Source organism: Rhodococcus sp. NJ-530 (assembly GCF_003860625.1).
In the GTDB taxonomy this organism is placed as follows: domain Bacteria; phylum Actinomycetota; class Actinomycetes; order Mycobacteriales; family Mycobacteriaceae; genus Rhodococcus_F; species Rhodococcus_F qingshengii.
On the sequence record NZ_CP034156.1, the window covers coordinates 200,475 to 219,340 of the forward strand.

Annotated in this window: 15 protein-coding genes; 4 read left to right on the top strand and 11 right to left on the bottom strand. The window is 61.5% G+C overall.

Going from position 1 to position 18,866, the window contains the following annotated elements; all coding sequences use genetic code 11:
- Window positions 1-5: 5 nt before the first annotated feature.
- The 4 genes from EHW12_RS32630 to EHW12_RS32645 all read right to left on the bottom strand — a co-directional run bounded on the left by EHW12_RS32630 (window position 6) and on the right by EHW12_RS32645 (window position 3,921).
- Window positions 6-809 carry an alpha/beta hydrolase gene (locus tag EHW12_RS32630; protein ID WP_125053269.1) on the bottom strand — a complete coding sequence of 268 codons (804 nt, stop codon included), beginning with the start codon at window positions 807-809 and terminating at the stop codon, window positions 6-8.
- 139 nt (window positions 810-948) lie between these two features.
- Entirely contained in the window at window positions 949-1,617 is a 669-nt protein-coding gene (locus EHW12_RS32635) for a TetR/AcrR family transcriptional regulator (protein WP_241199222.1), read from the bottom strand.
- Complete coding sequence (locus EHW12_RS32640; RefSeq protein ID WP_241199223.1) at window positions 1,610-2,356, bottom strand: hypothetical protein; 747 nt, start codon at window positions 2,354-2,356, stop codon at window positions 1,610-1,612. The genes EHW12_RS32635 and EHW12_RS32640 overlap by 8 nt, the downstream gene beginning before the upstream one ends.
- A 23-nt stretch (window positions 2,357-2,379) precedes the next feature.
- Entirely contained in the window at window positions 2,380-3,921 is a 1,542-nt protein-coding gene (locus tag EHW12_RS32645) for a hypothetical protein (protein WP_125053271.1), read from the bottom strand.
- Window positions 3,922-4,121: 200 nt separating this feature from the next.
- Between EHW12_RS32645 and EHW12_RS32650 the strand changes: the two genes are divergently transcribed.
- Window positions 4,122-4,574 carry a helix-turn-helix transcriptional regulator gene (locus tag EHW12_RS32650; RefSeq protein ID WP_228233067.1) on the top strand — a complete coding sequence of 151 codons (453 nt, stop codon included), beginning with the start codon at window positions 4,122-4,124 and terminating at the stop codon, window positions 4,572-4,574.
- Window positions 4,575-4,600: 26 nt separating this feature from the next.
- Here the strand turns inward: EHW12_RS32650 and EHW12_RS32655 are convergent, their stop codons facing one another.
- Window positions 4,601-4,966 carry a hypothetical protein gene (locus tag EHW12_RS32655; protein ID WP_125053275.1) on the bottom strand — a complete coding sequence of 122 codons (366 nt, stop codon included), beginning with the start codon at window positions 4,964-4,966 and terminating at the stop codon, window positions 4,601-4,603.
- Window positions 4,967-5,188: 222 nt separating this feature from the next.
- Here EHW12_RS32655 and EHW12_RS32660 point away from each other — a divergent pair, with 222 nt between their 5' ends.
- Together EHW12_RS32660 and EHW12_RS32665 are read left to right on the top strand one after the other, a co-directional pair.
- Entirely contained in the window at window positions 5,189-5,986 is a 798-nt protein-coding gene (locus EHW12_RS32660) for a type IV toxin-antitoxin system AbiEi family antitoxin domain-containing protein (protein WP_125053277.1), read from the top strand.
- On the top strand, window positions 5,986-6,900 hold the full coding sequence (locus EHW12_RS32665) for a nucleotidyl transferase AbiEii/AbiGii toxin family protein (protein WP_011331704.1): 915 nt from the start codon (window positions 5,986-5,988) through the stop codon (window positions 6,898-6,900). The genes EHW12_RS32660 and EHW12_RS32665 overlap by 1 nt, the downstream gene beginning before the upstream one ends.
- Window positions 6,901-6,902: 2 nt before the next feature.
- Here EHW12_RS32665 and EHW12_RS32670 read toward each other — a convergent pair whose 3' ends face one another.
- Both EHW12_RS32670 and EHW12_RS32675 read right to left on the bottom strand, forming a co-directional pair.
- Window positions 6,903-9,260, bottom strand: a complete 2,358-nt coding sequence (locus EHW12_RS32670; RefSeq protein WP_241199224.1) for an FtsK/SpoIIIE domain-containing protein — start codon at window positions 9,258-9,260, stop codon at window positions 6,903-6,905.
- A 789-nt stretch (window positions 9,261-10,049) separates the two neighbouring features.
- The gene (locus EHW12_RS32675) at window positions 10,050-10,508 is read right to left on the bottom strand and encodes a hypothetical protein (RefSeq protein ID WP_125053281.1); all 459 of its coding nucleotides are present in this window, start codon (window positions 10,506-10,508) and stop codon (window positions 10,050-10,052) included.
- 488 nt (window positions 10,509-10,996) lie between these two features.
- Here EHW12_RS32675 and EHW12_RS32680 point away from each other — a divergent pair, with 488 nt between their 5' ends.
- Window positions 10,997-11,416, top strand: coding sequence for an SMI1/KNR4 family protein (locus EHW12_RS32680; RefSeq protein ID WP_125053283.1), 420 nt, complete (start codon window positions 10,997-10,999; stop codon window positions 11,414-11,416).
- 177 nt (window positions 11,417-11,593) lie between these two features.
- Here EHW12_RS32680 and EHW12_RS32685 read toward each other — a convergent pair whose 3' ends face one another.
- Genes EHW12_RS32685 through EHW12_RS32700 form a run of 4 tightly spaced genes read right to left on the bottom strand, consistent with a single transcriptional unit; the run spans window position 11,594 to window position 18,842 of the window.
- On the bottom strand, window positions 11,594-12,274 hold the full coding sequence (locus EHW12_RS32685) for a hypothetical protein (protein ID WP_125053285.1): 681 nt from the start codon (window positions 12,272-12,274) through the stop codon (window positions 11,594-11,596).
- 12 nt (window positions 12,275-12,286) lie between these two features.
- Complete coding sequence (locus EHW12_RS32690) at window positions 12,287-14,002, bottom strand: peptidoglycan DD-metalloendopeptidase family protein (RefSeq protein ID WP_125053287.1); 1,716 nt, start codon at window positions 14,000-14,002, stop codon at window positions 12,287-12,289.
- Window positions 14,002-16,350: a hypothetical protein gene (locus EHW12_RS32695; protein WP_125053289.1), complete on the bottom strand. Its 2,349-nt coding sequence runs from the start codon at window positions 16,348-16,350 to the stop codon at window positions 14,002-14,004. The genes EHW12_RS32690 and EHW12_RS32695 overlap by 1 nt, the downstream gene beginning before the upstream one ends.
- Window positions 16,347-18,842 (bottom strand): ATP-binding protein, encoded by a 2,496-nt coding sequence (locus tag EHW12_RS32700; RefSeq protein ID WP_241199225.1) that lies wholly within the window; start codon window positions 18,840-18,842, stop codon window positions 16,347-16,349. Before EHW12_RS32700 ends, EHW12_RS32695 begins: the two co-directional genes overlap by 4 nt.
- Window positions 18,843-18,866 lie beyond the last annotated feature (24 nt).

Sequence of the window (18,866 nt, forward strand, 5' to 3'; positions counted from 1 at the left end):
AACTTCTACAGCCAGCCTGTTTCAACCATCGTCACGAAGGCCGCGATGGTCTCGTTCACGGGCTGCGGGTGGGTCCAATTGGCTGCGTGACCTGCGCCAGGAATGGTGAGGACTGGAACTGCGAGCGGTAAATGGTCGTACAACTGTTTTGCTTTGGCCGCAGGCGCGGACATGTCGTGTTCGCCACGGATGATCAACGCCGGCACCTCGATAGCACTCAACCGGTCGACGACATCGTCGCGTTCGATCAAGCACTCTGCGGCCGGTCGAATCGCTCGACGATCGCTTGTCGTCCATTTCTCGATCCACGGCGCCCACGACTCTCGCGAGTCACCGCCGATCAATTGTGGTGCCAGAGCTTCGACAAGCGGTTCGATCGGGGCATCGCTGCACCACTGATCGAACATGGCCTTGTATCCGGCTTTCTCGCCATCGGTGCAGGCAGATGCTTCGGTGTCGAGTAGCAGGAGCGCTTGGACTCTCTCGGGAGCGAGCAAAGCCGTCCGTAGCGCGGTGTAGCCGCCCTGCGACATTCCGCCGACGATTGCTGTCTCGATCTCGAGATCGTCGAGGACCGCCAGGGAGTCTCGAGCCAAATCCCAATACGTGAATGCGGCGCCGTGATCGGTTGTTCGTCCGTGTCTGCGCGAGTCCCAGGCAACCACCCTGACATTGCTGGCGAGGGCATCGATCTGCGGGGCGAACATCGACGAATCCATGAAGAATCCATGCCCGAGCAGCAGGACGGGCCCCTCTCCCCCACTGTCGGTGTAATAGATATCGGCGTCGGGCGTTCTCACGTTCGGCACGAACCCGATACTAGGGGTGACCTTTTCCGACCGGGGATTCGAGTCCGCTCACGTGCATACAACACGGGCGCGGTAGATTTTCAGGCTCCGTGGGAAGATCCAGGGCCTCTGCGGGGCGGCGTAGAAGGCGAGGTTTCGGCTAGTCCGGACCGCCGGTAAGTCCGTCGAACACGTCGACTATCCGTGTTCGCAGATTGGGTGAGCCCACATCAACCGAATGAAGTTGAGCCCCGCCAATGAATGTCGCGCACACCTGATCAGATAGTCGGTAGCTTGCGGGACGGTCGCTTATCTCGCCTGACTCTATGGAGCGGACAACCAATTCATCAATGCTCTTGTGCCACTCCATATATGCAATTCTCCCGCCCGTAACGGACGGTTCGACAGTGAGAAGTAACCCAGCACGCAGGATGGGATCGGCATCGATACGGTACGCCATCTCGCTGCAGAACCGCACCAGCTGGCGGTAGGGGGACCTATCACCAGCCTCTCCGAGAGCCACGTACTCGTCATTCACCATATTTGACCATCGCTCGATAACCTGTTGTGCCAGTTCCTCTTTGGAAGAGAAATGGAAATATATTGCACCTTTGGTCAGGTTCCCGTTTTCGATGATGGTGTTGATACTTGCCGCGGCAAATCCACAAGCATCGAACTGACGTGCGGCAGCATCGACGATTTTCTCGCGAGTAATCCCCGCCCGTTTCTGCCGTCGCCTTCCTTTGACCGCGCCCCCGACGACGGATGGGCTGGGTGAACCGAAATGACCTGGACTCACCGGCTCTGATTGGACGACGGTTTCACGCATTCCCTCTCACTTTCAGCAGTGTCTTCTCGCTACATCCTGCAGAAACAACGGAAGCATTTGCAATCTGCCTATTGTCAGCGTTAGTGCGCGATTGTGCAGATCGGAGGCCTGACTGATCCAATTCTGTCCTCGCGACCCATTCTCCGATTGCAGTCAGAATCCAACTTCTGGACACCTCGCGGTCGACGGCCACCACCGATGTCAGCGCTTCGAATGCCAGCGTGACGGCGACCGAAAAATCAGGATGCGGAGTGTCCATTGCTTCCAGTGCGATGTCGTTGGCTGCGGAGAGCGCGAGGTGCAGGGCATCTGCTGAGATCACCGCAGGGTCTTCTACCAGCGCTGTTGTGGATTGGTATGCCGATAACCAGACCTGCGGGTCTAGCGGATGCTGTGCTGCGGCGCGGCACATACGGGCAGCCTGCTCCAGTTCGGACATGACCGGCTCGGTCACGATGGGCGCGAGCCTGCCGGTCAACCCCCATTGCGAGTCGAGGAGATCGGCGAACCAGTGCCAGCGCATTGATTCCGGTGCGTCATCGAGAGCAAGCTCGACCGTTCCGGCAGCAAGACACATAACAGCGTCGCCGGGTGTCATGGTGTTGAGCGCGGAGGCGAATGTCGTGTTCATGAGCAGGTCCCGTCTGGGGTCTCGGGTCGAGACCGGAGATGTCTGTATATGAATAGAACGTGATGCGATTTTGTAATCCGCTGTCAAGAAACGCTTTTCAGCGCCCAATGGAGATCTTGCCGAGATGTACTTCAGCCGGTGTCGGCAATGTCGATCGGGCGCAAGTACCTCTGCGGTTGACTGCCACGGTTTACCTCTCGCCGCAGCTGACCATCCACCGGGCCGTATGTGAATGCCCTCCCGCCGGCCCCATCGAAGAAGAGACCTCGCCGCCGCGAGGCGCGTGCGGGCGCCGATGGCGAGCGCAGCATTGCATCGTCTACATGTTGATTTGGCTTGATGGATCGATCAATCAGATTGGGACGCAGTATGTCTCGACTGGATGTGTGGCGAGAAATGCCGCCAGGGCCTACACCGGGGCACCGCGTACTCAGAGTGCGCAGCATGTGGCGCGGCGGGCGGAGCCGTGCCGCGCCATTCCTATGTCCCGACCGAGAACCAGACAACTGGACTCGTTCGACCCTCCGGTTGAGCGCGGCGGACGCGCGAGCGCTCGATGTCGCATCTTCCAGCAATTCCTCGTCGAGCGAGATCGGTTCCAGCTCCCGACCCGACAGGGGCTCGACAGGAGACAGTTCGTCGGATTCTTCGCGAACACCAAGGACTTCAACGGCTGTTTCCTGTGAGCCACTCTCTTCTGTCGATGAATCGCTGTCGACCGCTGCATCACGTGCAAGTGCGCGCCGGTAGCGGCTCAATTCGGTGACTGCCGAGTCGTATTTGATGGAAAGCCGTGCCGCGAGCTCGGAAGGAGACCAACCTCGTTCGAACGCAATGCGCACGATCTCGCGTCGCTCGCAGAGGCGTAGCGGCAACTGCTCCCCACCGAGCCGGCGGATCACGACTGCCTCGTCAACGGGAACACCTCCCCCACCGTGTCGCGGTTGAACTCGTTCCTGACTCCGCGCCTTGGGGTTGTCGATTTCGTCGTCGTCCCACCCGAGCGGCGGCACGACGCCATCCGCGCGTGATCGGTCACGAATTTCGGCATCCGGGCCCGGGTGCATGGACAGCTCGTCGTAGATACCGGCGATCGCCTTCCATAGCCCACTGGAGATGAGGCTCTTGGTCGGCATGCCAGTGACGACGTCGATGTCGACGCCGAGACGAGCTGCCAGGAGACCGTCTCCATAGCCCATTGCGTTGAGTGCACGCAGACGTCGGTGCGCTCCGACAGCCGGCGTGAGATCGCGGCCGCGGCTGGGGCGGAAGGTGATTGAAAGGACAGCGTCGACGACACGCTGTGGTGCTGACGTCGTGGAAGTCTTGCGCAACGCCCGGATGATTTCGACGGGCAGTGATGCAAGTTGAGCGATCAGCTCGGTTGTCATTCCGGCGCACATCAGAGCGTTGACGTGGTAGCGAACGTCTGCGAGGTCGACTGATGTATCGACGTGACGGGCAGGTGTCCAAGCCTGCCCGTCACGTCCCCCTGAACCCGATTGTCGCGATGTCTGGAACCACCCGTCGTCGCGACTGGGTGTAGTAGACCGGGCGGGGATTCCGGCTGTATTCAGTCTAGCTACCGACGCTTGGCGTGCAGAGGAACGGCAGCCGCGTCGGCTGCTGGAGATTTCGGACGTGCGTTGTGGTGCTGCGGTGCTGGTGGTCATCGGAAGCTCTTTTCCGTTAGCGGCTGGTCAGGCCGCATGTACGTGTGAACAGTTCGTACTCGAGCGCACCGGGTCGTCGAGAACAGCGAATGCTCGCTGGTTGAGGCCGTTCTGGTGTTTATCACTGGAATCTAAACCCGGTATGCAACGATGGTATCTACATCTTCAATAGGATGTCCAGCGATGAACGGACAATCCAGGTGAGACTGCCTTTGAACGGCTTCCAGCCGAAGGCCCTCGAAAAGGCTCGAACCGCGGCCAAGATCAGCCGTGGCGATCTCTCCCGCGCAATCGGCGTGGACCCGACCACCGTTCACAATTGGGAAACCGAACGATCGCAACCGTCGCCTGACCATCTGGCGCGTGCCGCTGAGCAACTCGGCATCCCTCTCGATCAACTGATCGTCGTGCCAGAGAAGAACAGGACGATCGCTGACCTGCGCAATCTCGCGGGAATGACCCAGAAGGATATCGCCGGCCGCACGGGCCTGAGCACCACGACGATCGGCAGGATCGAGCGCGGCGAAGGGACTCTCGCCGATCGCCACGCCACCGCACTTAGCGAGGCTCTGCATGTGGAGATCCAGACGATCCGTGCCGCGTTCATCCGAGCCCGAACCAGACCTCTCCGCCCCCTTCCCAAGACCAGCTAGCGCGCATCCCGGACCTGCGAGTTTCCTCACCCTTGATCACCCACTCGCAGCCGCTGCTGACGACGACGATCAACTGCCTGGCGTAAGCCGCTGACCGCCAGGGCTACCGCTACCGCAAGCACCGCAGCGACGACGATGAGCCGGCGGATATCGAGGCCAGCGCCTTCCGCGCCAGGAAGGGCCAGCAAGGGCGATTCCGCTGCGGCGATGATCATGTTGTGTTCGAGAAGCCAGGCCGTGGCCCTTGCCGACATGGCCGGCATGGCGCCGACGACGATCCCGAAGATCAGTGGGGCTGCCATCAGCAGGGACATCTGATCCGCGTCAGACAGTCCTGCCGCGTTCGCCGTACCCGGGGTGGAACGCTGGGGTTCTGACTGGCTCTCGAACATGACCGATCTCCTCGTGTCGCCGGAATTGGGCTTCTACGAGTAGGAAGATCCGGTCGAGACGTCCTGTGTGACACGCGTCGGCAAACAAATTTCGGAACCTGGGCGGCGCACGTGACGGGCAGGTGATTGACACGCTTGCGGTCTTCGTCAGATGCGGGGAAGTTTCACTGAAACTCCACTCTGGATCGTCAATAATTACACCTAAGGTGATATTATTGGTGCATGAAAGGTGATGATCGCTTCCTCGCACTGGCTGACCTCGCCCAGGACCAGTGGGGCATGTTCACCTCAGCGCAGGCCGCAGAGTCGGGCGTAAGTGCGCAACACCTCAAGCGGTTGGCAGACCGATTCATCCTCACCCGCATCAGACATGGCGTGTACCGGCTGACAGGGACGCCGATTCACCCCACCGATCACGTGCGCGCCCAGTGGCTTGCACTCGACCCGACACGCTCGGCGACAGAGCGCATCGGCAGTGCCGATCCCCGCGGGGTCGCCTCTCATCGAACGGCTGCCGACTTGAGACAACTCGGCGACATCGATGCTGACATTGCAGAGTTCACCGTTCCGCGCCGGCGCAACACACGTAGCGACGGAGTCCGTTTCCACGTCGCCACGCTGGACCCCACACACTGGTCTCTACTCGACGGCCTGCCCGTCACGACGACAGCAAGGACGATCGTCGACCTCGCATCTTCTCGAACAGACGGTGGACACCTCGCTGGCGTGGTGTGGGATGCATTGCGCACCGATCAGGTCTCGCGGGGACAGTTGGAGTCCGAACTGCGCCCATTTGCGCACCTCTACGGCGCACCCCTCGGTGACGGAGCAGGATTGATCGCCGCCCTCATCGACGATGTCGCCGCCTCGGACCTGAGGTCCGCACCGACCGATACGAGAGCCTCTCGCCAGGAGGAAGCCGCTGGCGAGGTCGGGCACGGTCCCGGCGTCCTGAATATTCTGCGTGATCCCGCCCTGCCCGCCGCACTTCGCGCGCTGCGTAAACAAGGAATCGTATAGTGGCACAACACTATCCGTCGGCAGCAGCATTTCACCGGGCACTGCTGGCACGCCTGGGAAGCCAGGCAAAGACATCCGGTCGCACGACTGAAGAACTTCAACGCGAGTACTTCACCCAGCGGTTCCTGGCGAGGGTGTTCTCGTCACCTGATTCGCGGTGGATCCTCACCGGAGGCGGTGGAATGCTCGTTCGCATCCCTGGGGCCCGTCACAGCCAAGACGTCGATCTGCTTCATCCCGGAACAGACATCATCGGTGCCGTCGACGAACTACGAGCTCTCAGCGTCCGCCCGGACCTGGACCGGTTCACTTTCGAGATCGAGGCGAAAGGATCACTGACCGGCGTCAGTCGGGGTGCTCAATTGAAAGCAACCGTTTATCTCGGCACTACGCGCGTAGGAAACTTTCCGATCGACATTGCGATCGAACGCACCTTGATCGGACCGGTGGAACGACTGCAGCCCCGCCCTGCCGTCGAGATCGCAGACGTCTCGACGCTGCCGGCCTTCACGGTCGTACCTATCGCTGACCAGATCGCTGACAAACTATGCGCGATGTACGAACTTCACGGGCCTCAGAAGGTCACTCCCTCAACGCGATTCCGTGATCTTGTTGATCTGCTACTCATCATCACCTCATGCACGGTCGACGCCGAAGACACTGTGAACGCACTACGGGCCCAACAAACCCGCCGCGTGCTCACACTCCCCCACACGCTTGCATCTCCCGGGCCGAGCTGGGCCGCCGGCTATCGTGCACTCGCGTCGAAGACATCGTTGAAATCCGAGCTTCATACGCTCGACGACGCACTCGCCGAGCTCAGCCGTGCACTGTCTCCATTGCTGTCGGGGCGGAGATCCACAGGGACATGGGACCCCGCCGCGCGGCAGTGGGTGCCGGCCGAGCTCGACTGAGGTCACACCAGTTCAGGTACCTGAACAGGCTTGCGGATCGAGACGTAGGAACTGTCCGGAATCGCAAGATCGCCCACCTCGTCGGTGTCACTGCGCCAGGTCAACGAGAGCAACGAGTCTTCGATGATGTCGGGCTCGGGTTCGGTGTCGACAACGACCCACTCGTCGGTGTCCTCCATCAACAACAGATCACCCAGTGCCACGTCAGCGGCGCGAACATCCTGGACAGGTCCGTATTGGTCCTCGTGTTCGTCTCCACTGGCGAATGCATAGTCCGATTCCTCGCTTAGAGCCGCACCATCGACCGCCTCCTTGACGACGGTGAGTCTGGTTCGGGTCTGGTCGAGGTTCGACTGTTCTGTTCGGATTGCAGGATCGGCCAGTTTGTCGAGAAACGCCGCCGCAGCTGCGGGATCGTTTTTCGCGAGCGTCGGCCTGCGGTAGGTGTCGAGGTCGACGAAGTCCGCCATCGCTGGTCGCTTCGTCGGAGTTTCGGGCGCCCCCAACAGACCCAACAATGCGGTCGGCGATGCGATTCGGCGATCGGTATCGCGGTTCATCCGTGCTCGCTTGAGTACCGGGTCGAGGTCGGGTCGGTCACTGGCAAGGACCCAGTCAGCGGCGACGTAGTCGAAATAGGTCAGAGGTGCGGGTTCTGACGTTTCGTCGGAGGCGTCGATGTCCGGGAGAGATTCCGGAGGAACGATCAGCAACCGCGGGTGTCTGGTCACCGGTGGCCGGAGCCTGTCGAGGAGATCGGCGTCCGGAGTACCGTCACGGGTCTTTCGTGGATCCGGCACGCGGTAGCACTGGATTTCGAGCGGCTGATAGTTGTCGGTGACAGTGGTGCCTCGCCCGCGGCACTTGCGCGGAACGCTCGTGCCGATTGTCGGAGACTGCCACATCATGGTGGCCGCTTGAGGTGAGAGCCGTCCCATGGAGATGCGCATCGCGAAGTTGTCGCGCATGTCGCCGAGGAAGTAGATCGCGTCGGGACGCTGAGTGCCGAAGACCAGATGCACTCGCGAGGTACGCGCTTTGCGTGCCATCGACGCCAGCATGGCGAGCACCGGCGGTTGTCTCGGGCCGCCTTTCGGTTTGACCGAGGTGTACCAGTCTTCGACATTGCCGCGGAATTCCGCCCACTCGTCGAGGAACACCAGCACCGGTTCGAAATCCGCTTCCGTTGCCTCGCCGGTGACGATCTTCTGGTAGCGGTACTCCATCAAGTCGCGTGCACGATGCACCATCGCAACTTGCTGCTCGATGGTCGTGGCGACCACTTGGACGTTGGGCCAGTCCTGGAAGCCGAGGAATTCGACATATTTTCCATCGAGCACCCAGATCGGCCATCCGCGGCGCGAGAAGTTGACCAACAGGTTGTGTGCCGTCACTGTCTTGCCGCTACCGGGAGGTCCGATCAGCATCAGATTCGGATCGATCGCAGGGCGCCACACCACCTCGTTGCCGTCTTCGTCGACCCCGTAGGGGATCTCCACCGAGTCGTAGCTGGCCAACAAATCGACATCCGGGTCGATGTCCGGGGCGGGCAACCAAACGCTGTCGGGGAACGCAGCACGTTGCTCGAACGTCACCTCGTCCGTGTGATGGTTCCACTTTGCACGCCAGCGTCCGGGGAACATCGCATTGATCGCTCGTTCGACACGAGTGCGATAGCCATCAGACACGAGCTTCGATCCGATTTCGTGCCGCACCATCATGGAGGTGACTTCACCGGTCTTGGTATCGACATCAATCGCAGTCACTGTTGCGGTCGGTCCCAGCAGTTGCCCGACATAGCGTTTTGCACGCGCCACCGCTTCACTGTCAGAGGGCTCTCGTTCCGGCTCCGCTGCGGGCGTGAAGATCAACCGCCGACGGTTGGGATCGTGCTCGGCGAGTGCAAAGAACCCCCATCCCTGGTCTTCGAAAACCTCGCAAATGTCGTCGAACCATGTGTCGTCGTTCAGCGGCTGCGCCGACGTGTAATACACGGTGAGTTTTCCCGGCACGCCCGGAGTCCCTCCGCTCCACTTCGATACCGACAACACCGCCCGCGTCGCTTCCGGGATGCCCATGACGGGGCAGAGTCGTTCGATTACTTCGTCGACCTCGACATCGCGCAGTTGTTTTTTCTTCCCCGCGACTCCGGCGTACACCGCGCCTATCGACAGTCCTGCGGCCGCCGGAACTGACAAGGCGGCATACCCGAACAGCGGCGCCCCGGCGCCGACACCCACTGCCGCGCTTCCGAGGCAGAAGCTGTCGCGAACCCAAGTCCGCGACCGCGCCGGCAGTGAACTTATGCGAGGGGTACGAGCGAATCTGGCGGGAGCCTTTTCCTGCGCAGGACTCGTCATCGCCGACCCCCGATCACCCGACGGCGATCGAATCCGGTCTGCATCTGCATGGCGCTCCTCCTGTGGTCGGCCAACCGCGCGCACGCGCAGTTGCCTCGAATGGTTCTTCTACTCACAGGAAGATCCCGCCAACCCGAGCTGAGTGACATCGCGGCCGAAGAAATCTCTCTCCACTTTCACTCAAGCCGGAACAGCGACGTGTAAATCCGACACCGCCCCGCATCAGATGCACCACGAGTGAGATGTTCATGGGAGGCATCCCATGGCACTCCCACGGCAACTCCCCTTCGCGGAACTCGTAGAACAACTCGCGCTCACATCAATCGCGAAATGACACCGTCACCCCTTGACACGTGGGTTACGCTCCGAACAGCACAACGGAGTGAGCATGGATCGGAGCGACCCCCGCGTAGGGGATAAATTCTCTCCCCGGCAACTACACCGATTCGCGCTGCTCAGCAGGTTGCGGGGCTCCGGAACGAGGATCCGAGCCGTCCATCTATCCCACGCCTCAGCCAACAGACAATCTGAAAAGAACCTTCTCCCGTGGGCGTCCCAAGCCCGTCCCCTTAGCCAATCAACAGCCACGCACCTGTTGTTCAACAGCCTGCGATGTGTCCGGTCGCGAGCCGTTTCGCGCGAGTCTCACCCACACAAGTTCGAGCAGATTCCCGCATCGCAAGTTTCGGCACACAAGTTGGGGAACGTCCTCGCCGGTCCTGCAGATGCCTTTCGACCCTGCCCCAGGGCGACGGGTCGCGCTTAGGGTTCCCGGGCAATGGCTTCAGGTCAGGTCCGCTTGCGGCTCGCGATCTCGTCGGAGAGCTGCTGAACGTGGGCGGCGTCCGCGTCCCGGGCAAGGGCGACGTAGTGGTCCATGACGGCCGGCCGGTAGCGCACGGGCAACGTCTGTCCTGGGGCGAGTCGTGTCAGCTCGGTGATCGTGAGGTCTTCGTCTGCGATACCGCGGAACAAGATGCCGTCGGAGGTCTCCACGTCGAACATCAGGACCACGCGTGGATTGCTGTTGACCTCCCGCCAGTCGACGAGAACGCCGAGCGCAAGCACCCCCGTCCGCAGTTCCGCATTGCGCTTGCGTGCATCACTGCTCATGAGCGGGTTCGGGGCGACGCCCGGAAAGTCGGGTCCGACGCCGAGCGATTCCCGACTCAGGTCAGGCCTGAGCTTCGACATCACATCGTCGAGCGTCATCTTCGAATCGTTGCGCTTCTTCTTCCAACCGAACATCCTGACCCCTCCATCACAGCGGCGCCGGAATCTCGGCCTGGAGCTTCGGCGCTCGGTGCGATCGTAACGGCCGGCATTGCCCGAATCAGACAGATGACCGACGCAAAAACATGCCGATGCCGACTCGTTGGATCCAGCGCGGCGATCTGCGGTGGTCTCCAGGTGGCGGGGTTCGACGCTGATGTTCGGATCCGAGCACTGGCCGTTATTGCCAACGATCATTCGAGCTGGTCAACGTACATTGCTGGCGAGATCCTGCAATCCGAAAGTCGTCATGAGCCCGACCTCGCGGAGATCGCGTGGTCGAGCTGTGGCAACAACACCGGGGCGAACGGATCGAGCAGTGATGTCCTCTCCGGATCGCAGCCAGAGCGTTAGTGCGGGAGGGGAGCCAGCATTACCCGCGCGGATTTGAAGCGATGCAACAGCTGCGCCGTCAGTTTGAGATGTCGGGGCCTAGTGTCCTGCGCCGGTAGTAAGTTTCCGATATGGCTCTCGGAAACGGGTTGGTCGCTCGCATCGAGCGGACCGTGGACTTCTACGGTCCCGGCCGTCCGATTCCGGCAGACGAGCTTCACGCGCGATTGCATGCACTCGACATCGTCCCGGACAAAGACTTCACCGAGTTCGTGGGACGTTGGGGTGGATGCTTCGTGGGCGTGTCAGTGCACGCATGGGACAACGCCGAGCTTATCGGTCGTGAGACATGCATCGAGCTGACCATGGAGGCGCGTGACGCATACGGCGCCCTCATCGACGGGGTGGTGTTCGCTGACGACGGGTCGGGGAATCCGATCTGGATCGCTGCGGACGGAAGCGTGCGCTTGGTCGACCATGACAACGCGAACACAGTTGTTCGACTGGCTGCCAGTTTCCGCACGCTGTTGGAGGAGAACGTCGACGACTGACTCACGAAGGCATCCGCGCGATTCCGGCTGCCCTCGTCGCCCTCGCAGGTTGCATGTCCGCGGTGGTCGCCCCACAACGACCGGACCTGTCACCGAGATGATCGAAGGCGTTGCGGGCGTCGTGGCTGGGGCCGGCCTACGGATACACGCATGTCGCCCCCTCGACGGGGCACTAGTTCATCGGACGGCTACTGCGCTTACACGCCAGACGCCGATTTTGACGGCACTCATGTAGACGGCGAAAGTGTTTTTGCTCAGTTCTTTTCCATCAGGTCCGGTGGCAGTTTGTGTCACTGCGAGCACACGGGAAACTTTGGCGGGTTGATCAGCAGGGTGTTCGTCGCCGGCAATGCTCGCTGTGGCAACGACGATCGCGTGGTCGTCTGCCCAGTTCTGCCATTGCTTACCGGTGATCGGAGCAAGCGCAATGAATGAGTCGGCATTCGCGGCGTAGTACCTCTCGTCGAGGAGTGGCGCCGCCCGTTGAGCTGCCGCGGATTGGTTTACGTCCTTGCCTGGGGCGTAAGAGAGCATGGTGCGAGCGGCGGCGAGCATGACCGATTCTGCATCGTTCTCGTTGGCTCCGGCCAGTGTGTCGGGGAGCGCTGGAGGCGGAGTGGTGGTCAGGGCTGGAGGGGCGGTCGGCGGCGACGGAACTGTCGTCGGCGCCGAGCCGGATTGGCTACCTTCAGCGAGGACGTCTGTCGATGGGAGTGGGGGTACCGTCCACGAGCTGTCGGCCTCGGCACTCGTTTCCACCGGATGATCTTCGGGTTCGTCGCTTCCTCCGCACGCTGTCAGTACCAACGCGGCAGATGTGAGAGCAGCAAGAGCGAGCGAGCGATTGCGAGTAATCATTTGTGAAGGTTCCTATCCGAATCGTTTGACGTACATCTCTTCGCCGGCCCAGCCGGAGAGCGGCATGATCGAGACGCTTTTCCCCGATTCCGGGGCGTTGAGCAACATGTCCTGACCGTTCTCGGTGCCGTAGAAAATGCCGACGTGATGGGTGTCGCCGCCTGCGCCAAAGTAGATCAGGTCACCTGGGCGCTTCTGGTCGAACGGAATGTCTTGGCCGCGGGAGTCGTACAGCTGGCCGGGGTTGGAATGACTTCCGGTGAAGTGAGGGAGCAAAATTTGGCCACCGGAGGCTTGGTAAACCGCGTACAACGTCAAGCCTGAGCAGTCGAAGCCGACCTTGTTCGAATCGCCGTTCGCATCTCCTGCCCCGCCACCATCACTGATGCCTTTCGTTGGACCGTTCTGATCTCCGCCTCCCCACGCGTACGTTGTTCCGATCCATTGGGAGGCAGCAGCGATCACGTTCGCTCCGAACGGCCCACCCGGCTTGAACTGAGGTCCACCGGGGTTCGAGGTCCCAGGCGCGCAGGCGCCGCCGTCGATGATCGTTGTTGCGGCGCCACCCTTGACGATGTCTGCCAGCTCCTGCGGCGTCAGGTCTTTGCCTGAACCTTTGAACTGCGAATCTAGTTGCCGAGCGAGCGTTTCGTCGTCGGCGTATGCCTCCGGGTGAGCCGATCCCTGCACGGTTTGGGCGGCGACGGTGACTGGCATGGATTGCCAGCCCGAAACTTTGAGCAACGCGTCAAAGAATTTGACGTTCGCCGTTACGGGGTTCATCAGCTCTTCCGCGGTGCCCCAGATGCCAACTTGTTGTTGGTATTGATTGACCGAGAGGTGGTCGCTTCCGACGCCGTCGTGGGGATATTGCAGCGACTCGGGCACGTTGGAGCTGGCGAGCATTCGGTAGGTCGATTCCTGGCTCATGGTGGCCAAGGCAACTACGATTCCTTGATCAGGAACGCCCATGGACTCGCCTATGGCGACAGCTTGTTTCGCCAGCGCCGTTTGGCTTGCGTTGAGACCGCCCGTGCCGGCGTGGGTGGATTTCGCCACCAACTCTGCATCGGGCTGAGTTGGGGCGGAGGCTGCTGCAGGGGAGGCGGTTCCTCGTTGCTTGAGCCAGGGAACAGGGTCGACTCCACCGCCCATCGACCATTGTCCTGGGTAGATACCGAAGTGCAGGTGCGGGCCGCTGGATTGTCCTTCGCTGCCGACTTTGCCGATGAGTTGGCCTGCGGTGACCTTGTCACCGGCTTTGACGAGCACTCCTGCTGCGGTCATGTGCCCGTAGAGAGATTCGACGGTCTGCCCGTCGATGGTGTGTCGGATGCGGATCCAGTGTCCGTAGCCCGAGGCCGGTCCGGCGACGACGACTTCGCCGTCGCCTGCGGCGTAGAAGGGGGTATCCAGCGGGGCGGCGTAATCTTGTCCGTCATGCATTCCGCCTTCTCGCATGCCGAACGGCGAGCTGATCGTGTACGTACCTTCGGCCATCGGAACTGCCAGAGATCCGGGTTTCAGACCTACCAAGGATCCGTCTGCACGAATGTCGGTACCGGTCGGCTGACCGCAGGTGGTGTCCTCACCGGTGAGGGACAAGATGACGAGAATCGGCGCCATCAGCACGACCATGCACACGATCGGCACGGAGATGAGGATCCACCACCACTTCTTCGACGAACTTTCCGAATCGGGGGACGGTGGTGCGGCGAGGAGCGTCATCAGCGAGGCCGCCGGGTCAGCGAGCTCGGCTGCGGGGTCCTCGCGTTACCCGCTCCTGCTTGAGCTGCCGCCGCCATCAGTCCGGCAGTTCTGGAGCCGGATCCGGTGGGAATGTTGACGGCGGGAACAACTGGAGCGGCTGGCGGACGTGCCGGCGCGGCGGTTGGCTTCGGCGCCTTCGGGGCGCGGGTGGGAGTGGTGGGCAACAGCAGCGGCGCACCGGAATCGGTGGTGAATTCGCGGAAGGCCCGACCGTCTGGTGCAACAGTTTTCGATGCTGAACTGCGAACTTGTCCACGCTCCGGAGCAAGCCCCGACGGTGCTGTGGCGATCGACTTCTTGATGCCCGGTTTGTCTGCGACAGCCGATTTCGAAAGTCGACTGCGCACCGCGGCCGCAGCACTATCCGCACCGGTTCCACGGCTCGGTGAGCTCGTAGAGGACCGTGAGCCCGAGGACTGTGAACGGGCCATCGTGGCCGGGTCGGAGAGATTGTCGATCGACTTCTTGGCCTTCTTCGCTCCGGAGACTGCTTTCGTGCCCGCCCAGACTGCGGCAGCGACGCCTCCCGTTACCGCAGTCGATGTCGCTGTGCCAGCTACTGAGCCAACGGCCTTGGTTGATGTAGTCGCTTTCTTCGCGATCTTGCCTGCGCCCTGGACCGCGGCCTTGCCGCCACGGTAGATCTGCCGGCCCTGCGCAGCCATCAACGCGATATCTCGACCCGACGTAGGGGTAGATCTGGTGATGGATGTCGGTGCGGCATCGGGTCGCTTCGCCAAAATCGACGCCAGACTGTCCGACATCCGTTGCAGACCCTTGATCGCGCGACGGAAGAGGAGGAGTGCGACGATCAGGAAGATGTCGACGAAGAAAACGGTGCGGATGAGATTCGATTCGTCTGAAGCGAAAAGGTCCTGGACGACGAGCACGTATCCGACCAGGAAAACTATGGAAAACATCATCTGCAGCAGCGACATCGCGACGTTGGCGATCGTGCGCCAAAACTGTCCACGCATCGACGGTGCGATGGCAACGACGATGCCAGGGATGGATTTGATGGCGTTGCCGATCGAAACCCCTGCAGCGAGAACCAACCTGCCCGCCAGGTAGATCGCGAAGAGCATCAGCAGAGTGCCGGCGAAGATCAAGAAGAGCAGACCCATCGCTTGACCAGGGCCAGGATTGTCGGCGTATTGCTTCATCGGACCGTCATCGCCATCACACGCCGCGATCGCGTCTTTGATGCGATCTTCAGGCTTGTCATCCGGATTGAGCAGATCCAGGGCCGCCCCCGCGCCGGGAAGAATGTCACCAACCTTCTCTTGCACCTTGTCCATGACCCCGGGCCCGTCCGGGGTCGCGGCGTAAGCCTCGTCGAATTCCTTGACGCACTTGCCGTTGTTGTCCGGCGCATCAAGCACGACCCCGAAGTTGATCAGCTGAGTGGGCTGGCGCAGGAAGGTATCTACGAGGGTCGATTTGATGGTGTCGATCTGCTGATCGGCGTTGCCGCTGGTATTTCCACCGTTCGCCAGTCCCGACGCGACTTCGAGTCCGGCATCGCGTGCAGCGAAGACCAGGCCTTCGTTACCGACGACGCGGTCGAGGGGGTTGGCGAGAAATCCGGCGGCCGCGGCCGCGATGACACACGACATGAGCAGTTCGTAGATGCCAGTGGAGAAGCGCCCGCGTACGAACCACACGGCCACGCTGAATCCGGCGATGGTCAACATCAGTGGGGTGAGCGCGAATTGGTCGGTGATCGAGGTGACGGAGTCTGCGATGGTGCGGACCGGCGTGAGAATCATTTCGATCCAGTCGAAGGACAACGCGTAAGTGATGAACCAGATCGCCGTCGCCATCATGAATCGGAAGACCTCGTATTCGAGGGTGATGATGTACGCCCAGATCATTCTCCAGCCGCCGCCCATTGAGGCGTTTCCTTTGTCGATCGAGAGGAAGTAGCTCCAGGCGTCGATTCCGTGCGTGTCCTTGAGCGCCATCCATGCGAAGAACGGTGATGCACCTCCTCCTCCGCTGGGGTCCGCAGCCGCGGGCGTAGCGAAAATCACCAAAAGTGCACCAAGAGCGTGCCATCCCGCGGCCACCCGAATGAGCAGGCGGCTCCACCAGCGTGACCACAACCAGCGAGAGATCGGTTTGCTCACGTACATGATGACGACCAACCAGGATTCGGGAATCCACGCTTGGGCGATCCGGCTGGCGGAGTGCAGGAGCCAACGCAGTGAGTGTGTGACCGCGGCGCGGACGCTGAAGTACTCGCGGGCTTCGGGACTGCCCTCGACAGCGTCCTGGTCGAGGGGGTGCGCCGCGGTCGAGGTCATGCCTTCACCAGCTTCTTGTTGTCTTTCGGGGTGGTCAGCGCGGCTTCACGGCGCGATTCGGTGGCGGGGAGAAGAGTTTTGATGCGGCCGACGTTTCCGCTGCCGTCTCGCATGTAGCCCTCGCCTCGGCGGTGCGGCTCGACGTAGCCGTCTTTTCCCGTGACCGGCGCTGTCTGCTCCGTGAGCTCTTTGACCAGGTCTTGGTTCTCTGGGTCCAGGCCCAGCCACTCGATCGCGCGCTTGGCGAGGCCTTCGTCGGTGTGGCGATGAACAAATCGGGTTTTGATGAGGCCGCGAAGTTTCGGTGTCCCGAACGCGCAGTCCTGATCACCTAATCCCACTGCTGCAGAGGACTTTCGGCCTTGAAGTACGAAATCTTCGACGATGTCGATACCGTCGTCGGCGTTGAGAAGGTGATGAGCTTCGTCTACGAGGAACAGCGCCATCTGGTCGGCGTCGGCGAAGCACTGACCGCGGGCGATCTTCGCGATGAGTGTGTAGACGGCGTGACCGAATCGCTTCTCGAGCGGCAGATTGTCGTACAGGTGCTGCTTCTCTGTCTGCAGCTGGGTGGGGAGCTCCACGCGGTGGGTGCGGAAGATGATCGCCGGCGCGGTGATCGGCAATGCCGGAAGGTCTTTCGCGAAGAGCGCTGCGGCATAGGTCAACCGGGCGTAGACGTTCATCTCCTCGCCGAGGTCGTAGGCACCGTCGATCAGGCAGTCGGCGGAGAGGAGGTGCTCGGTGAGCTCGCCAAGCCCTGCGTAGGGGTGCTTCGCGCGATAGGACGGTTCGAGCACCTTGGCCAGCGCCTTGCCGTGCGTTGATGTCGGCTGGATTCGCAGCAACGCCAGCATCACCGATTGCGTCATCTCCGCCGCGATGTTGGGCGGGAAGATCCGCAGTGGGTCGGTGCTGTAATCGGGCTCGACCAGATCGACGATGACCGCATCCGTGACCGCCCGAGCCCAGTTGGCGTATTCACCGAGGTCACTTTGATCGATACCGATGACCTGGCCGCCGCAGTCGACGACGTGACCGGCAATCACCTTCATGGTGACGGACTTTCCGGATCCGAGCTCCCCGGTGACAGCCCACGAAGAGGACTGGTCGCGGAGGGACTTACCGAGTATGTCGTTGTGTACCGCACCGATCCGGGCTGCCGTGATGTTCAGTGCGAGCAGAGGTCCGGAACTGTCGCCCAGATCGTTGCGAGTGAACGGCATGTAGGCAGCAAAATGTGTCGAGGTGGTGATGTGCCCGAATTCGCGCACGATCTTCGACGAGGGAACGCCGGGAATCATCGCCCACCACAAGTCCTCTTGAAATCCGAGCGGCGCGACCAGCTTGTAGTCCTGATGTTCAAAGGACTTCTTCACTGTTTGGGCTTCAGCGAGGGCCTGCTCTTCGGTGGGCGCGCCTACGGCAAAAAGCGCTGTCCAGGCGACTTCGACCTCGTCACGGTTGGTTTCGAGAAGCGAGCTGTACTCGGTCAGTGCAGAGGCTGCGATATCGAGGGCGCCCTGTCCGCCTGCCAGCTCGCCTTCCCGCTGCTCGTACTGTTCTTTGAGGTTTTCCAGCGCACGCTTGTTCGCACGCATCACGTCAGCGCCTGCTGTCACCTTGAGTCGAGCAACGAAATCGACGTCGATGTCTCCGAAGTCATCCGCCAGGGAAAAGAATTCCGAGCCGGGAAAGAGGACACCACCGGAGGGCATATCCGCTAGCGCGAGAATCACCTGGTACGACGCCGGCCGATCATCGATGTCGTAGGGCTGGTCGACCTTGAGAACTCGACTGAATGTGGGAACCTTCGGACGCCACCAAGTCGTGGGCGCATCGCGATCTGATTGCGCGCCTTCGTCGAGTCGTGCTGGGGCGAGCGCCGCTCCCGATTTCGGGGAAGGCGTGGACGCGGCGCCAGGCATGTCTCGATCGACATGGAGGCCGCGGGTCATGGAGTGCTGCCAGAGCCAAACCATCTGTGCTGGTGTTGCCGGTCGAGCTTCGAAGACTGCGGGGATATCGGCGACGATGAGATCCGCTTGGCGAATACGCGCCCGGACCTCGTCTTCGGGGACGGCGGTTCGAGGGAGACCGATGAAGTCCGACAGCGACGTCCATGCCGCGTGCGTGGCGGCCTTTGCCTGTCCTGCGAGTCCGGTCGTTGTCAGGGGGATGCTCAGATAGAACACTCGTTGGCCGGGGCGATAGAGCTCGATGGAGTCGAGGGTCGCTTCGCATTCGATCGCCCAGTCTGTGTGGACGTCGAGATCAACCCCTTCGGTCATTCTCGCCACGACCGCTTCCGCACTCAGCGACGACGCGATGCCCATCAACATCGATTCGCCGGGCAGTGCGCGCACGAGCATCGTGTGCAGAGTCCGGGCGGTGCGCTTGTCGACGTTGGGTCGGTAGCCGTAGTCCATTCCGCTCAGTACGTAGTCGGCCCACACGACACCGGATTTCGTCCACCGGATATTTGCTGCCATCGACAGAGTTGGCTGTTCCATTGC

Excerpts from the sequence above, each read along its gene's own strand:
- EHW12_RS32635 (WP_241199222.1), bottom strand. The coding sequence starts at position 1,617 with ATGCGTGAAACCGTCGTCCAATCAGAGCCGGTGAGTCCAGGTCATTTC.
- EHW12_RS32645 (WP_125053271.1), bottom strand. The coding sequence starts at position 3,921 with ATGACCACCAGCACCGCAGCACCACAACGCACGTCCGAAATCTCCAGC.
- EHW12_RS32655 (WP_125053275.1), bottom strand. The coding sequence starts at position 4,966 with ATGTTCGAGAGCCAGTCAGAACCCCAGCGTTCCACCCCGGGTACGGCG.
- EHW12_RS32660 (WP_125053277.1), top strand. The coding sequence starts at position 5,189 with ATGAAAGGTGATGATCGCTTCCTCGCACTGGCTGACCTCGCCCAGGAC.
- EHW12_RS32670 (WP_241199224.1), bottom strand. The coding sequence starts at position 9,260 with ATGACGAGTCCTGCGCAGGAAAAGGCTCCCGCCAGATTCGCTCGTACC.
- EHW12_RS32675 (WP_125053281.1), bottom strand. The coding sequence starts at position 10,508 with ATGTTCGGTTGGAAGAAGAAGCGCAACGATTCGAAGATGACGCTCGAC.
- EHW12_RS32680 (WP_125053283.1), top strand. The coding sequence starts at position 10,997 with ATGGCTCTCGGAAACGGGTTGGTCGCTCGCATCGAGCGGACCGTGGAC.
- EHW12_RS32685 (WP_125053285.1), bottom strand. The coding sequence starts at position 12,274 with ATGATTACTCGCAATCGCTCGCTCGCTCTTGCTGCTCTCACATCTGCC.
- EHW12_RS32690 (WP_125053287.1), bottom strand. The coding sequence starts at position 14,002 with ATGACGCTCCTCGCCGCACCACCGTCCCCCGATTCGGAAAGTTCGTCG.
- EHW12_RS32695 (WP_125053289.1), bottom strand. The coding sequence starts at position 16,350 with ATGACCTCGACCGCGGCGCACCCCCTCGACCAGGACGCTGTCGAGGGC.
- EHW12_RS32700 (WP_241199225.1), bottom strand. The coding sequence starts at position 18,842 with ATGGCAGCAAATATCCGGTGGACGAAATCCGGTGTCGTGTGGGCCGAC.